Source organism: Microbacterium sp. G2-16M (genome assembly GCF_055809115.1).
Genome location: NZ_CM147897.1, coordinates 939970 through 952608, shown reverse-complemented (window position 1 = coordinate 952608; position 12639 = coordinate 939970). Strand labels below are relative to the sequence as shown.

The 12639-nt window shown below is 71.9% G+C and carries 14 protein-coding genes and 1 tRNA gene; 7 read left to right on the top strand and 8 right to left on the bottom strand.

From position 1 onward, the window contains the following. The first annotated feature begins 1 nt into the window (after nt 1). On the top strand, nt 2-580 hold the full coding sequence (locus AC0L6F_RS04730) for an alkylhydroperoxidase domain protein (RefSeq protein ID WP_473539345.1): 579 nt from the start codon (nt 2-4) through the stop codon (nt 578-580). A 24-nt stretch (nt 581-604) separates the two neighbouring features. On the opposite strand, the gene AC0L6F_RS04725 is transcribed toward AC0L6F_RS04730, so the two are convergent. The 3 genes from AC0L6F_RS04725 to AC0L6F_RS04715 form a co-directional block, all read right to left on the bottom strand. Then, complete coding sequence (locus AC0L6F_RS04725; RefSeq protein WP_259613165.1) at nt 605-952, bottom strand: histone-like nucleoid-structuring protein Lsr2; 348 nt, start codon at nt 950-952, stop codon at nt 605-607. A gap of 34 nt (nt 953-986) precedes the next feature. Next, complete coding sequence (locus AC0L6F_RS04720; protein WP_473539344.1) at nt 987-1826, bottom strand: LuxR C-terminal-related transcriptional regulator; 840 nt, start codon at nt 1824-1826, stop codon at nt 987-989. Between the two features lie 994 nt (nt 1827-2820). Then, entirely contained in the window at nt 2821-3345 is a 525-nt protein-coding gene (locus AC0L6F_RS04715; protein WP_473539343.1) for a methylated-DNA--[protein]-cysteine S-methyltransferase, read from the bottom strand. A gap of 265 nt (nt 3346-3610) precedes the next feature. On the opposite strand from AC0L6F_RS04715, the gene AC0L6F_RS04710 reads away from it, so the two are divergent. Continuing rightward, the gene (locus AC0L6F_RS04710; protein ID WP_473539952.1) at nt 3611-7267 is read left to right on the top strand and encodes an AAA family ATPase; all 3657 of its coding nucleotides are present in this window, start codon (nt 3611-3613) and stop codon (nt 7265-7267) included. Then, a complete protein-coding gene (locus AC0L6F_RS04705) occupies nt 7257-7457 on the top strand; it encodes a hypothetical protein (RefSeq protein ID WP_259612262.1) in 201 nt (66 codons plus the stop codon). The genes AC0L6F_RS04710 and AC0L6F_RS04705 overlap by 11 nt, the downstream gene beginning before the upstream one ends. A 1-nt stretch (nt 7458) precedes the next feature. Here AC0L6F_RS04705 and mscL read toward each other — a convergent pair whose 3' ends face one another. The 3 genes from mscL to AC0L6F_RS04690 are packed head-to-tail and all read right to left on the bottom strand — an operon-like array spanning nt 7459 to nt 8788. Beyond that, nucleotides 7459-7869, bottom strand: a complete 411-nt coding sequence (gene mscL, locus AC0L6F_RS04700) for a large conductance mechanosensitive channel protein MscL (RefSeq protein ID WP_259612261.1) — start codon at nt 7867-7869, stop codon at nt 7459-7461. A 37-nt stretch (nt 7870-7906) separates the two neighbouring features. Beyond that, on the bottom strand, nt 7907-8179 hold the full coding sequence (locus AC0L6F_RS04695; protein ID WP_473539342.1) for an FmdB family zinc ribbon protein: 273 nt from the start codon (nt 8177-8179) through the stop codon (nt 7907-7909). 12 nt (nt 8180-8191) lie between these two features. Then, entirely contained in the window at nt 8192-8788 is a 597-nt protein-coding gene (locus AC0L6F_RS04690) for a 5-formyltetrahydrofolate cyclo-ligase (RefSeq protein WP_473539341.1), read from the bottom strand. 32 nt (nt 8789-8820) lie between these two features. Here AC0L6F_RS04690 and galU point away from each other — a divergent pair, with 32 nt between their 5' ends. From galU to AC0L6F_RS04670, 4 genes are all read left to right on the top strand, one after another. Then, on the top strand, nt 8821-9705 hold the full coding sequence (gene galU / locus AC0L6F_RS04685; RefSeq protein WP_274637934.1) for a UTP--glucose-1-phosphate uridylyltransferase GalU: 885 nt from the start codon (nt 8821-8823) through the stop codon (nt 9703-9705). 22 nt (nt 9706-9727) lie between these two features. Then, on the top strand, nt 9728-10357 hold the full coding sequence (locus AC0L6F_RS04680) for a GNAT family N-acetyltransferase (protein WP_274637935.1): 630 nt from the start codon (nt 9728-9730) through the stop codon (nt 10355-10357). Nucleotides 10358-10449: 92 nt separating this feature from the next. Then, nucleotides 10450-11391 (top strand): large exoprotein, encoded by a 942-nt coding sequence (locus AC0L6F_RS04675; RefSeq protein ID WP_473539340.1) that lies wholly within the window; start codon nt 10450-10452, stop codon nt 11389-11391. Nucleotides 11392-11449: 58 nt separating this feature from the next. Beyond that, a tRNA-Ala gene (locus tag AC0L6F_RS04670) sits at nt 11450-11522 on the top strand. On the opposite strand, the gene AC0L6F_RS04665 is transcribed toward AC0L6F_RS04670, so the two are convergent. Further along, nucleotides 11514-12098 carry a dihydrofolate reductase family protein gene (locus AC0L6F_RS04665; protein WP_473539338.1) on the bottom strand — a complete coding sequence of 195 codons (585 nt, stop codon included), beginning with the start codon at nt 12096-12098 and terminating at the stop codon, nt 11514-11516. The two genes, AC0L6F_RS04670 and AC0L6F_RS04665, sit on opposite strands and share 9 nt — an antisense overlap. A gap of 10 nt (nt 12099-12108) precedes the next feature. After that, nucleotides 12109-12585, bottom strand: coding sequence for an FHA domain-containing protein (locus AC0L6F_RS04660; protein ID WP_473539337.1), 477 nt, complete (start codon nt 12583-12585; stop codon nt 12109-12111). Nucleotides 12586-12639 lie beyond the last annotated feature (54 nt).

Here is a 12639-nt window from a genome sequence, read left to right as displayed (position 1 = left end):
CATGCCCGCACCCGCCGTGAACACGTTCACCCAGGACATGCTGGGCTGGGCGCCGTGGCTGCCGCCGCTGCCCGAGGAAGAACTGACCGACGAGCATTACGCCGCGCTGGTGGAGCGCTCGCGCGCGTCGAACCCGTACTTCCGCCTGCTCGTGCGCGACCCGGCGATCCTCGGCGCGCGCACCCGGGCCGACAACGACATCTTCTACAACGAGGATGCCGGACTCGGACGGGCCGAGCGCGAACTGGCCGCCGCCACGGCATCCCGTGTGAACGGCTGCCTGTTCTGCGCGTCGGTGCACTCCCGCTTCGCGTCGTTCCACTCCAAGCGCCGCGACGATGTGCAGCGCCTGCTGGACGAGGGGATCGACGGCGCTCAGGACCCCCGCTGGACGGCTGTCATCGAGGCATCCGCCGCACTGACGGCCACGCCGCCGGTGTTCGGCACCGCACATGTGCGGGCGCTGCGAGACGTGGGGCTGGACGATCTGGCGATCGCCGACGTCATCCACGCCGCCGCGTTCTTCAACTGGGCGAACCGGCTGATGCTCTCACTCGGCGAGCCGACCGCGCCGCAGTGATGTCGGCGGGACGGTCGGCGGGAGTCAGTGCGCGGCGTCGTAGGCGTCCAGGACGGATGCCGGAACCCGGCCGCGGTCCGAGACGGTGAAGCCGTTCTCCTTGGCCCAGGCGCGGATGGGAGCGTAGTCGCGCTGGCCGGCACGCTGGCGTCCGCCGGACTGCGTCGGGCGCCGACCGCCGCGACCGGACACGGCCCGCGCCGCCGACACATACGACGACAGCGCGTCACGCAGCTGCGCGGCGTGCTCGTCGGTCAGATCGATCTCGTATGCGACGCCATCGAGCGAGAACAGCACGGTCTGGCCCGATCCCGGGTCCAGAACGGCGCCATCGATGTCGTCGACGAGTTGATGAATGATTTTGCGAGCCATGACGGATATCTTATCGGCCGGATATTCAATTGCGTCAAGGAAGGATTCCGGCACGCCGGGCGGTGGCCACCGCCGAATACCGGGTCGACGCATTCAATTTCGACATCGCGGAGGCCAGATAGGACTTGACCGTCCCCTCGCGCAATCCGAGGGACAATGCGATGTCGCCATTCGTGGCACCGAGTGCCGCACAGGCGAGCACGTCGATCTCGCGCGGAGACAGCCCGGCATCGAGCCGGATTCCCGGACTCGGGGCCGACAGCGCGGCCAGCCGCGTCTCGATCTGCGTCAGCCGTGCACGCAGCTGCGGGTCCTGCACGTCGGCGGCGACGCGGCGCAGTTCGGCGTATGTCTCGCGCAGCTCCTCCTGCACCGCCGGCGCCATCGTCTGGTCCGCCGTGCGGCGCGCGTCCTCCTGTGACCGCAGGTCGGCAGCGAGGTCGTCGGCGATCGCGAAGGCCGGGCGGGCGGCCAGGTCGCTGACCGGGGCCTGTCCCCACGAGCCGCAGTAGAGCACGCCGCGCGCACTGCCGGCCACGATCACCGGCACCGCGAACAGGGTGGCGATGCCCTCGCCGAGCACCATCGGATCGTAGTCGTGGGTGATGCCCTTGGCCGTGCGATAGTCCAGCGTTAGCCGCGGCCGCGTCTCGACCACCGCCCGCCCGCCGAGGCCGCGGCCAGCGGCCACGATCAGGCCCTGCAGGTGGCGGGTGCGGGCGCCGGCGACGGCGCTGACGTGCACCGCGCCGTCCCGCAGCATCCCGCCGAAGGCCACCGGAAAGCGCGTCCGGCGCGGGAGTTCGGCCACCGCGCGCGCGACGAGGTCTGCTTCGGGATCCGCCGTGGACCGACCGGGTGACGCTGCTCGCACGCGCTGCCTGCTTCCGACGTCGCATCCGGATGTGGCTTCCGGATGTCGCGCTCTTCGTGGCCTCGACGCTACCATCGCCCTCGCCCTCGCCCTCGCCCTCGCCCTCGCCCTCGCCCCTCGCCCCCGCCCCCGCGCCCCTCGCCCGCTCGCTCGCCCCGCGACCGCCCCCGCCCGCGCCCGCGTCGCGCTCGCCGGCCCCGCGCCCGCTCGCCGCCCCGCGCTCGCCGGCGGCCCCGCCCCGCGCCTCGCCCTCTCGCCCGCGCCTCGCCTGCCCCGCGCCCGCGTCGCGCTCGCCGGCGGCCCCGCTGGGTTCGCGCTGCTGTTTTCGCCATTCGCGCATGTTTCTTTCGGGCGCGAAAGCGGGAAACGATAGCGCGACTGTCATCGCATCGATAAAAGGGGCAGCGCGACCGGAAATCGACCGCGCGAACGGGAATCAGCAGCGAGCGGGAATCGACCGCGCGAAAGGACCGCCGGGATGAGATATCGACTGGATGAGATATCGACTGGATGAGTGGGGGATCTCGACGGTGGGATGACTCTGCGGAGATCACGCGCTATCGACTTCTGCATTCGCGCGTGATTCTTTCGGGCGCGAATGCGGGAAACGATAGCGCGACGCTCATGCCGCCGAAAAGCCGACAGCGCGAGCGGAAAGGACAGCGCGAGCGGAAAGGACAGCGCGAGCGGGAGACGCAGCGCGAGCGCCGTTACGCGGCGGCAACATGACCGCGACGCGCGTCGACATGACGCGGCAACATGAGCGCGCTGCGATGCGACGCCCGGGACACGACGCCGCGACGCGACGCCCGGGACACGACGCCGCGACGCGACGCCCGGGACACGACGCTGCGACACGACACCCGGACGTGATGCCGCGACACGGCGCGGCGACACGAAGTCGGGACACGACGCCGCGCGTCGACACGACAACACCGGCCCGGACACGACGCGGCCCCGGACGGGTCCGGGGCCGGGTCGCGCGGCGGGCGGCCTACTCGCCCGCTGCGCGCTCGTGTTCCAGCAGGAAGCGCTTGACCTCGGCGCGGCCGCCGTAGCCGCCGATCGATCCGTCGGCGCGGACCACGCGATGCACGGGCACGACGATCGAGAACGGTGAGTGCGCGCAGGCGTTGCCGACGGCGCGCGCGGCACGGGGGTGGCCGGCCATCGCCGCCACCTCGCCGTATCCGGCCGTTTCGCCGTAGGGGATGTCGCACACCGACTCCAGCGCAGCCTGGGCGAAACCGCGGGTCAGCCGCCAGTCCAGCGTGAGCGCGAACGCCCGCCGGGTGCCCGCGAAGTACTCGTCGAGCTGGCGGCGGATGTCGTCGGCTCCGGCGTCGTCGCGACCCGGCAGCGTGTGCAGCGCGACGGTGAGCGCGGCCAGCTGCGCGTCGACGTCGCGCTCGTCGTCGTCCCCGCGCAGGACGTGCGCGGTGACCAGGCCGGCCTCGGTGAACGCGAGGAGCACATCCCCGACGGGCGACGGGTGGACGGTGAAGGTCGCGTGCATCATGGGTCCATCCTGGCAAGGGCCGCCGAACGACCGAGGCCGAGAGAGCCGATCGGTGGACAAGTCGGGTCGAATGCCGGTCCCCGGCGACCTGGGGAGGAACGGCCGATCAGCCCGGCGTGTCCGTGCAATCCGGCGAAACTCGCCCGCGCTCCCGGCTGCGCCCACCCTGCGCGCTTAGGGTGTGTCTGTGTGGCGAGCTGAGAGCAGCGCTCTGGTGGGCGCGGAGGATGACCCGATCGCGGCGGGGGTGACGCCGGCGTCGCTCATGCTCTCCGAGCCGGGGGTGAGCGTGATGCACGTGGCAGAGCCCGAGCGCGAGCGCATCCGCGCCCAGGCCGCCGAACTCGGCGGACGCTCCACGCTGCTGCAGTTCTCGGACGCGATCGACGCCGGCATCGAGATCACCAAGGCGCACCCGGGCAGCCTCCCGCAGTTCATCACGGGGCGCTCCACGCTGCTGTCGAACCTCTTCCGCGACGAGGTGGGGCTGCGCGGCGCTCGCCGGGCCGCCGCCCAGGTGGCGACGAAGAACGTCGAGCTGCGCACCGCCCGCGGACTGGATGTCGTCCGGCTGGCCGTGGGGCTGGCCACCTGGGCCGACGGCGACCGGGCGTACTGCGCGCCGATCCTGCTGCGCCCCACCGCCATCCGCCGGCACCACACCGATTTCGAGGTCAAGCTGCACGGGTCCTTCACCGCCAACCCCGAGCTGGTCCGGGCGCTGGCCACCCAGTTCGGCGTGCAGCTGGACGGCGCCCATCTGGCGGCGCTGGCCACGGCCGGCGGCGTGTTCAACCCGCAGCCGGTGATCGACCGGCTGCGTCAGCTCACCGCGCACATCCCGTCCTTCAGCGTCCGCCCGCGGCTGATCGTCTCCACGTTCGGCGACATCGGGGCGCGGATGTCGCGCGATCTCGCGCGACTGGACCACCCGGTGCTGAACGCCCTCGGCGGGCACCGCGACGATCGTGAGCTGCTCGCTCTGCACCGGGCGCGCCCCGCGGTCACCGACCCGGACGAGCGGCCCCCGGCATCCGACACCTTCCTCCTGGACGCGGATGCCGAGCAGGAGGACGTCCTGGCCCGGATCACCGACGGCCAGTCGCTGGTGGTGCACACGCTGCCGGGCACCGGCGGGACCCAGACCGTGATCAATGCGCTCGGCGCGCTCATCGACGACGGCAAGCGCGTGCTGGTGGTCAGCGCGCGCCGGTCCACCCTCGAGGGGGTCCGTCACCGCCTCGCAGGGATCGGACTGGGCGGACTGGCCGTCTCGCCCGTGCACCTGCGGCGTGATCTGATCCGCGCGATCGGCCGCAACGAGAAGGCCGCCCAGCCGCGCACCTCCGACATCGACGACGCCCTGGTCCGCCTGCGCACGGTGCTGCGCGACTACCGGCGCGCGCTGACCGCCGACCGCAGCGAGCTGGGCGTCTCGGCGCTGGAGATCGTCCGTGAGCTGACCGCACTGGCGGCCACGCATCAGCCGGCTGCGGCCACCACCCGCTTCGACTCGGCGACGTTGCAGCGGCTGAAGAACGCGCGCGCCGAGGCCGCCGACAAGCTCGTCGCGGCGGCGCGGCTGGGCGAATTCCGCTTCGGCCCGGACGACTCGGCCTGGTACGGGGTGACGTTCGGCTCGACCGAGGACGCCCGCGCCGCGCACGCGCTCGCCCGCCGGCTGCATCGCGAGGACGTGCCGGCGCTGCTCGAGCGCGGGTACGAGCTGATCGCGCAGACGCGCATGCGGCCGTTCGCCACGATCGCCGAGCTCGGCGCGTACCTGCGGCTGCTGCAGGGCATCCGCGACTCACTCGACAAGTTCAGCCCGACGGTGTTCGAACGGGGGCTGACCGAGCTCATCCAGGCGCACGGTCCGCGCCGCGACGCCGGGCAGCTGTCGGCGGCCGACCGCCGACGGCTGCGTCGCCTGGCCCGCGAGTACGTGCGCCCGGGCGTGCACGTGCCCGACATGTACGAGTCCCTCGTGCGGATCCAGCGCCAGCGCACCGAGTGGGAGAGGTACGCCGAGGCGGCACTGTCGGCCCCGGGCGTCCCGGTCGGGCTCGGCGACGTCTGGGCCCTGTGGCAGCGGACGCAGGCGGGGCTGGAAGAGCTGGATGCGGTCCTCGGGCGGACGGATGCTGCGCGCCTGTCGACGCTGCCGGCCCCCGATCTCGTGCGCAGCCTGGCGGGACTGGCCGCCGATTCGGAGTACTTCGACAATCTGATCGAGCGGGCGACGCTGCGCGCCGAGCTCGCGCGGATGGGTCTGGAGCCGCTGCTGGTCGAGCTGAGTGTGCGACACGTGCCCGAGGACCGGGTGCGGGCCGAGCTGGAGTACGCCTGGTGGCAGTCCGCTCTGGAGCACGTGCTGCGCAGCGACCGGGCGCTGCTGGGTGCGAACACCGCCGTGGTCGACCGGCTGGAGCGCGATTTCCGGCTCGTCGACGAGGCGCACGTTGCGGCATCCGGCCCCCTGCTGGCCGCGCGGCTGGCGACCCAGTGGCGCATCGGCATCGTCGATCACGCCGACGAGGCCGCCGCTCTGAAGCGGGCGCTCAAGCTCGGCGACGTGACCGCCGACCAGGTGACGCGCATCGCGCCGGAGCTGACCGACACGCTCGTCCCGGCGTGGATCGCCTCGCCGTACGACATCCCGCTGATCCCGGACACCGTCCGGTTCGACGTGGTCCTGGTGGCGGATGCCGGTGCCCTGTCGCTGGCCGAGGCGGCGCCCGCGCTGCGCCGGGCACGCCAGGTGGTCGCCTTCGGCGACCCGGTCACGCAGCAGCCCACCCCGTTCCGCATCGCCGCCGGCCGCCCCGGTCCCGGCGACGAGCCGGCCGAGGACGACGAGCCGTTCGACGCCACCAGCGTGTTCGCGCGCCTCGCCGAGCTGGTGCCGGTCGAGACCCTGACCCGCAGCTATCGCGCCGGGGGCGAGGACCTGGCCGCCCTGGTCAACGACGCGTTCTACGGCGGCGAGCTCGCATCGCTGCCCTGGGCAGGCTCGTACCTCGGCCGTGGCAGTCTCTCGGTGGACTATGTCGAGGGCGGATCCGGCGCGCCCGACGCGGACAGCGGGGCGGTGGAGAGCCCGGACGCCGAGGTCGCCCGGGTGGTGACCCTGGTCGTCGAGCACGCCGTGAACCGTCCGCGCGAGACCCTCATGGTGGTCACCGCGAGCCCCAAGCATGCGGAACGGGTCCGCGTCGCCGTCGATTCGGCGTTCGCCGGCCGTTCGGACGTCGCCGACTTCGTCTCGCGCGACACGGCCGAGCCGTTCGCCGTGCTCACTCTCGAGGAGTCGGTGGCCGAGAGCCGCGACCGGGTGATCTTCTCCCTCGGGTTCGGCCTGACCCGACACGGCCGGGTGCTCAGCGACTTCGGCGATCTGTCCACCCCCGACGGCGAGCGGCTGCTCACGGTCGGGATGACCCGGGCCCGCCGGTCGATGGTGCTGGTGTCGTGCATCCGTCCGTCCGCGTTCGACGACGGACGTCTCGAGCACGGCGCCGCGACGCTGATGACCGTGCTCGGCGGGATCGCCGCCCGCGCCCGTGAGGCACGGCTGGAGGACCTCGCCGACCCGCTGACCCTGGCGCTGGCGCGCGAGCTGCGGCGCCTGGGCGTCTCGGTGGACGTGCACTACCGCGGACTGCTGCCGCTGGTCGCGCAGTACGGCGGCAAGGCCGTGGTCGCCGAGAGCGACCCCGAGACCGGCTCGGGCTCGCTGCGCGAGGCGCTGCGCCTGCGCCCGCAGGTGCTGCGGCGCCTGGGCTGGCATTACGTGCGCGTGCACTCGTTCGACCTGTACAGCGATCCGGCCGACGTCGCCCGGCGCATCGCCGGGATCCTCGGTGTGAATCCCGAGTCGCCGACGTCGGATGCCGACACCCAGCCGATCGATGTCGACTGAGCAGGTTCCGCCCGAGGGTGCGTCGCGGGACGGCGACCACCAGCGCATCGTGCGGGTGCGCGGGTCGCGGCGGGCGAAGCTGACCCCGGCGCCGGGGACGACGAACGAACCGGTCCCCGCCGACGAGGAGTCGACGGGGACCGGTCCGAATGACGAGCGGATGCGGCAGGAGAAGCCGCCGCACTACTGAGTCAGGACCGCGGCTTCTCCAGCAGGTCGCGGATCTGCACCAGCAGCTCCTGCTCGCTGGGAAGGGCGGGCTCCTCCTCGACGACGCCGGCAGCGAGCTTGGCCGCGCGACGCTCCTTGTATCTGTTCATCGGCAGGACCAGCACGAAGTAGACCACCAGCGCCGTGGCCAGGAACGTGATCAGCGCCGAGATGATCGCGCCGATGCCGAGGTGGGCGGTCGCGAAGATGCCGGGGAAGTCGATCGTCCACTTGGCCAGGTCGCCGCTGGGCACGAACGCCCCGACCAGCGGGTTGATGATCGCCTCGACGAACGCGTTGATGACCGCCGCGAACGCAGCGCCGATGACGACTGCGACGGCCAGGTCGATGACATTGCCCTTGGTGATGAATTCCCTGAAGCCTTTGATCACGTCGGTTCCCCCCGAGAGTGTGCCGGCCTGGGCCGGGTCAAGAGCCCGCTGATGCGGCGGAGGCTTTTGTCTCCGGCTTCGATGATGTACCAGCGGCGGCGGTACCGCCGCTCGAATCGCCGGATGACGGGGCTTTCCGTGAGTCGGTGCGGTAGAAGCCGGACCCGTTGAAGGTCACGCCGATGGATCCGTACTGCTTGCGCAGCGGGCCGCCGCATTCCGGGCAGACCGTCAGTGCGGGCTCGGCGAACGACTGGACGGCGTCGAAGCGGTGACCGCATTCCTTGCAGGCGTAGGCGTAGGTGGGCATTGTTCTCCGATTTCAGCGCGCGGCGGGCGCAAGGACGACGGTGCGGGTCGGGGTGACCACTCCGGTGACCGGCTGATCGTGCAGATCGCGGGGCACCTCGTCGACGAGTTCGCTGTCGTAGACGACGGCGTACACCGGCGGGCAGTTCTGGATCGAGCCGAGCGTCTTGTCGAAGTAGCCGCGGCCCCAGCCCAGGCGCATGCCGGATCGGTCGACCGAGGCGGCCGGGATGATCATCAGGTCGACGTCGTTGACCGCGATCGGCCCGAGCAGCTCGCCCACCGGCTCGGGCAGGCCCAGCAGCCCCTCGGCGACGTCGCCGTCCGGGTCGGCCACGGTCCAGTCCAGGAGTCCGTCCACGCGGGTGATCGGCAGCAGGACGCGGATGCCGCGGGCCACGGCCGCGTTGACGAACTCGCGCGTTCCCGGCTCGGTCGCGGTGGACAGATAGCACGAGACCGACCGGGCGCCGAAGGATTCCACCAGCGCGTCCAGCTGCGCGGTGATGCCCTCCGCGGCCGCGCGGCGCGCGGCTTCCGTCAGCAGCTGGCGTCGTTCGCGCAGCTCCGCGCGCAGGGCGCGCTTCGCGTCATCTATCGGATCCGCCATGCACTCGAGTCTACGGTCGCTAGCATGTTGCCATGCCGCACAAGCCGTTCAAGGCCGTCATCCCGGCCGCAGGTCTGGGGACTCGCTTCCTGCCCGCCACCAAGGCCATGCCCAAGGAGATGCTTCCGGTCGTGGACAAGCCGGCGATCCAGTACGTCGTCGAGGAGGCCGTGAACTCCGGCATCCAGGACGTGCTGATCATCATCGGACGCAACAAGAACAACATCGCCAACCACTTCGACTCGGTGCCCGAGCTGGAGTCCACGCTCGAGCGCAAGGGCGATGTCGACCGGCTGGCGCAGGTGCAGTACTCCAGCGATCTGGCCGACATCCACATGGTGCGTCAGGGTGAGCCGCGCGGCCTCGGGCACGCGGTCTGGCGGGCCAAGGCGCACGTCGGAGACCACCCGTTCGCGGTGCTGCTCGGCGACGACCTGATCGATGAGCGCGACCCGCTGCTGCCGAAGATGCTCGGCGAGTACGACAAGCACAACGCGACCGTGATCGCGCTGATGGAGGTCGACCCGGCGCAGATCCACCTGTACGGCGCGGCCGCCGTCGAGCCGACCGACGACCCCGATGTCGTGCGGGTGACCGGCCTGGTGGAGAAGCCCACCGCCGAGGAGGCGCCGTCCAACCTCGCCGTCATCGGCCGCTACGTGCTGCCGCCCGAGGTCTTCGAGATCCTCGAGCGCACGCAGCCGGGCAAGGGCGGCGAGATCCAGCTGACCGATGCTCTGCAGGAGCTCGCGGCCGACCCGGGCGCCGGGGTGTACGGCGTCGTGTTCCGCGGGCGGCGCTACGACACCGGCGATAGGCTGGACTACATCAAGGCCATCGTGCAGCTGGCCGCAGACCGTGAGGATCTCGGCCCCGAGCTGCGCCCATGGCTGCAGGAGTTCGCGGCGACACTGTAGCCGCCCGGGCCGAGGGGGCGACGTGGATCTCACCGACCCGCACCAGTACGGGGCCGTGTCAATCCGGCTGGTCCGCGCCAAGGACGCGCGCGCACTGCAGCACGAGCTGATGGCCAACCGCGGATGGCTGCGCCCGTGGGAGGCCACCAGCCCGGACGGGCCGGTGTCGCTGGACATGCGGCTGGGCATCCGCCGGCTGCTGCAGCAGTACCGCGACGGGAACGGCGTGCCGTTCGTGATGGAGTGGGACGGGCAGCTGGCCGGACAGCTGAACGTGTGGGGGATCGCCCGCGGCTCGCTGGCCTCGGCGACGATCGGCTACTGGGTCAGCGAGCGGTTCGCCGGCCGCGGCATCACGCCGATCTCGGTCGCGCTGGCCACCGACATCTGCTTCACCGAGATGCGCCTGCACCGGATGGAGATCTGCATCCGCCCCGAGAACAAGGCCAGCCTGCGCGTGGTCGCCAAGCTCGGGTTCCGGTATGAGGGGCTGCGGCGGCGCTACATCCACATCGACGGCGACTGGCGCGACCACTACGCCTTCGCGCTGGTGCGGGACGAGGTCCCCGAGGGGGTGCTGGCCCGGTGGGTGGCGGGGCGCGCCCCGCAGGATGCCGCGGCCATCCCGCCGGCGGATCGTCTGTCTGCCTGAAGCCGCACTCGCGGTCCGTGCGGGCGGCATCGTCGCCGCGACACGCGAGCGGATGCCGGGGTACCGGGCCCCCGTCGCATACCGTGGTGTGCATGGGTGGGCAGGTGCTGGGTGGGGGGATCGTCGTCCTCGTGGCGGTGGTGCTGTGGCTCGTGTACCTGCTGCCCAGCTGGTACAGCCGGCATCAGTTCGACGCCGCCGAACGCAACGCGGTGCGCCTGAACCAGGCGCTGCGGGTGCTCGCCCAGACGAGCGAGACCCCGGACGAGGTGCGACTGGAGCTGAACGCGCGCACCGCTCTGGCGCAGCAGAAGGTCGCACGCAAGGCGCAGTCCGAACGCGAAGAGGCCGCACGCCGGGCGCAGGTCGAGCGGGATGCGCTGGCGAAGAAGACCCTCGACGAGCGCGAGCAGGCCGAGCTCGCCCTGCGGCGCGCCGAGCTGGAGCGCGCACGCGCCGAGCGGGTGGCCGCGTCGCGGCAGCCGGAGGTGCGCCGCGCGCGCGCCCGTCGGCGCCTGCGGCTGACCGCCACCGTGATCGGGCTGGCCGGGCTGGGCCTGGCCGGATGGGGCGCGGTCGTGCTGGCCTTCGGCCCGTCGGCGACGGGTGCGGCGCCGGCGCTCATCGGGACCGGCGGTGCGCTGGCTGCGGCATCCGCCCTCGTGCTGGTGCGGATGTCGCGGGTCGGCGCCCGCGCTGCCGTGCGGGCTGTGGCGCCCATCGTGGCCACGCCGCGTCGGGTCGTGGCCGCGCCGCAGGATGTGTCGCTCGAGGACGAGCGGGCGTGGCGTCCGCGCGAGCTTCCGCGGCCGCTGACGGCCTCGGCCGGATCGCGCGCCGCCGCCCTGCTCGATGCCGCCGCAGCCCGCGAGCAGCTGCGCCAGGCCGCGCTGGACGACGCGCTGCGCGAGCGCGCCGAGCAGGCACGACCGCCCGAGCTGGACACCGCCCGACTGGCGCGGATGGGGCACGTGGACGACGCCGAGATCGAGGCGCACGTGCGCACGCTGCTGCGGCAGCGGGCCGCCGGCTGACCCGTCCCGGCGCGATTCTGACACCCGCGGCAGCCATGATATTGTTGCTGAGGTTCACGGGCCTGTGGCGCAGTTGGTAGCGCGCTTCGTTCGCAATGAAGAGGTCAGGGGTTCGAATCCCCTCAGGTCCACCGTGTGATGCCGTAGCGGTGCAGTTCCACGTCGCCCTCGAACCGCGCGTGCTCGATCAGTTCGAGGTCGACCGGCTGTGCCCCCGGGTCGAACAGCGGCCGCCCGCTGCTCAGGATGACGGGGTGGACGAACAGCATCAGCTCGTCCAGCAGCCCGGCGGTCAGCAGCTGCGTGGCGATCGTCGCGCCGCCGATCCCGATGTCGCCCTCGCCGTCCGCGCGGATCCGGGCGAGCCGCTCGATCGCGTCGGGTCCGCCGACGACCTGTGTGCGGTGCCCGGCCTCGGTCCGGGTGCGCGAGACCAGGTATTTGGGCTTGTCCGTCCAGATCCGCCCGTATTCGCGCAGCACTTCGTCGAGCGACTCGTCGTCCCGCGCGTTCGGCCAGAAGGCCTCCATCGTGTCGTAGATCACCCGACCCTGCACCATCGCCGACAGCGCGGCGGCGCGGGCGTTGAACTCGCGGTGCAGGCTCTCGGTGATGTGCAGCCAGTCTCCGCCGCCCCGCTCGTCGGGGTCGCGTTCGATGCGCAGGTCGACGGACACATTCATCCAGTACACGAAGCGGGCGGTCATGGGTCTCCGGTCAAGTCATCGATGGCGGGCTCGTGATCACCGGATGCTCCCCGGTGTAGTCCGGACGCTCGGGCTGGTGCGGGTCGTGCGCACCCTCGCCGCCCTGGCGGCCGCCGTACGGGAGTCCGTGGTCGGCGTACTCGTCGCGCGCGTATACGAACGCCCACTCGCCGAGCACGAATCGCGCCCCCGTGCGCAGCACCTCGCCGAGTTTGCCGCCGATCGAGTCGACGGGCACGTGCCGGGCGCTGGTGGTCGCGGGTCCGTGCAGCACCAGGACGTACTCGTCTTCCGGATCGTGGTGGATCTCGGCGTGCAGCGGCTGCAGTCCCGCCAGCCTCAGCTCGACGTCGTCGGCGGAGCCGATGCGGACGACGTCGCGATCAAGCGGCAGCGTCCGGTGCCCGTCCTCGTTGCTGACGATCAGATGCGGATTCCCCGAGCCCCACGAACTGTGCGTCGTGGTCGGGGTGTATTTGCCGTTCATGGCCAAACCCCCTCGTCGCAGAGTTGGATCTGTAGCCAGGATAAGCCTCCGCGT

Excerpts from the sequence above, each read along its gene's own strand:
- AC0L6F_RS04695 (WP_473539342.1), bottom strand. The coding sequence starts at position 8,179 with ATGCCCACCTACGCCTACGCCTGCAAGGAATGCGGTCACCGCTTCGAC.
- AC0L6F_RS04705 (WP_259612262.1), top strand. The coding sequence starts at position 7,257 with ATGTCGACTGAGCAGGTTCCGCCCGAGGGTGCGTCGCGGGACGGCGAC.
- AC0L6F_RS04715 (WP_473539343.1), bottom strand. The coding sequence starts at position 3,345 with ATGATGCACGCGACCTTCACCGTCCACCCGTCGCCCGTCGGGGATGTG.
- AC0L6F_RS04730 (WP_473539345.1), top strand. The coding sequence starts at position 2 with ATGCCCGCACCCGCCGTGAACACGTTCACCCAGGACATGCTGGGCTGG.
- AC0L6F_RS04690 (WP_473539341.1), bottom strand. The coding sequence starts at position 8,788 with ATGGCGGATCCGATAGATGACGCGAAGCGCGCCCTGCGCGCGGAGCTG.
- AC0L6F_RS04725 (WP_259613165.1), bottom strand. The coding sequence starts at position 952 with ATGGCTCGCAAAATCATTCATCAACTCGTCGACGACATCGATGGCGCC.
- AC0L6F_RS04665 (WP_473539338.1), bottom strand. The coding sequence starts at position 12,098 with ATGACCGCCCGCTTCGTGTACTGGATGAATGTGTCCGTCGACCTGCGC.
- AC0L6F_RS04675 (WP_473539340.1), top strand. The coding sequence starts at position 10,450 with ATGGGTGGGCAGGTGCTGGGTGGGGGGATCGTCGTCCTCGTGGCGGTG.
- AC0L6F_RS04710 (WP_473539952.1), top strand. The coding sequence starts at position 3,611 with ATGCTCTCCGAGCCGGGGGTGAGCGTGATGCACGTGGCAGAGCCCGAG.
- galU (WP_274637934.1), top strand. The coding sequence starts at position 8,821 with ATGCCGCACAAGCCGTTCAAGGCCGTCATCCCGGCCGCAGGTCTGGGG.
- AC0L6F_RS04660 (WP_473539337.1), bottom strand. The coding sequence starts at position 12,585 with ATGAACGGCAAATACACCCCGACCACGACGCACAGTTCGTGGGGCTCG.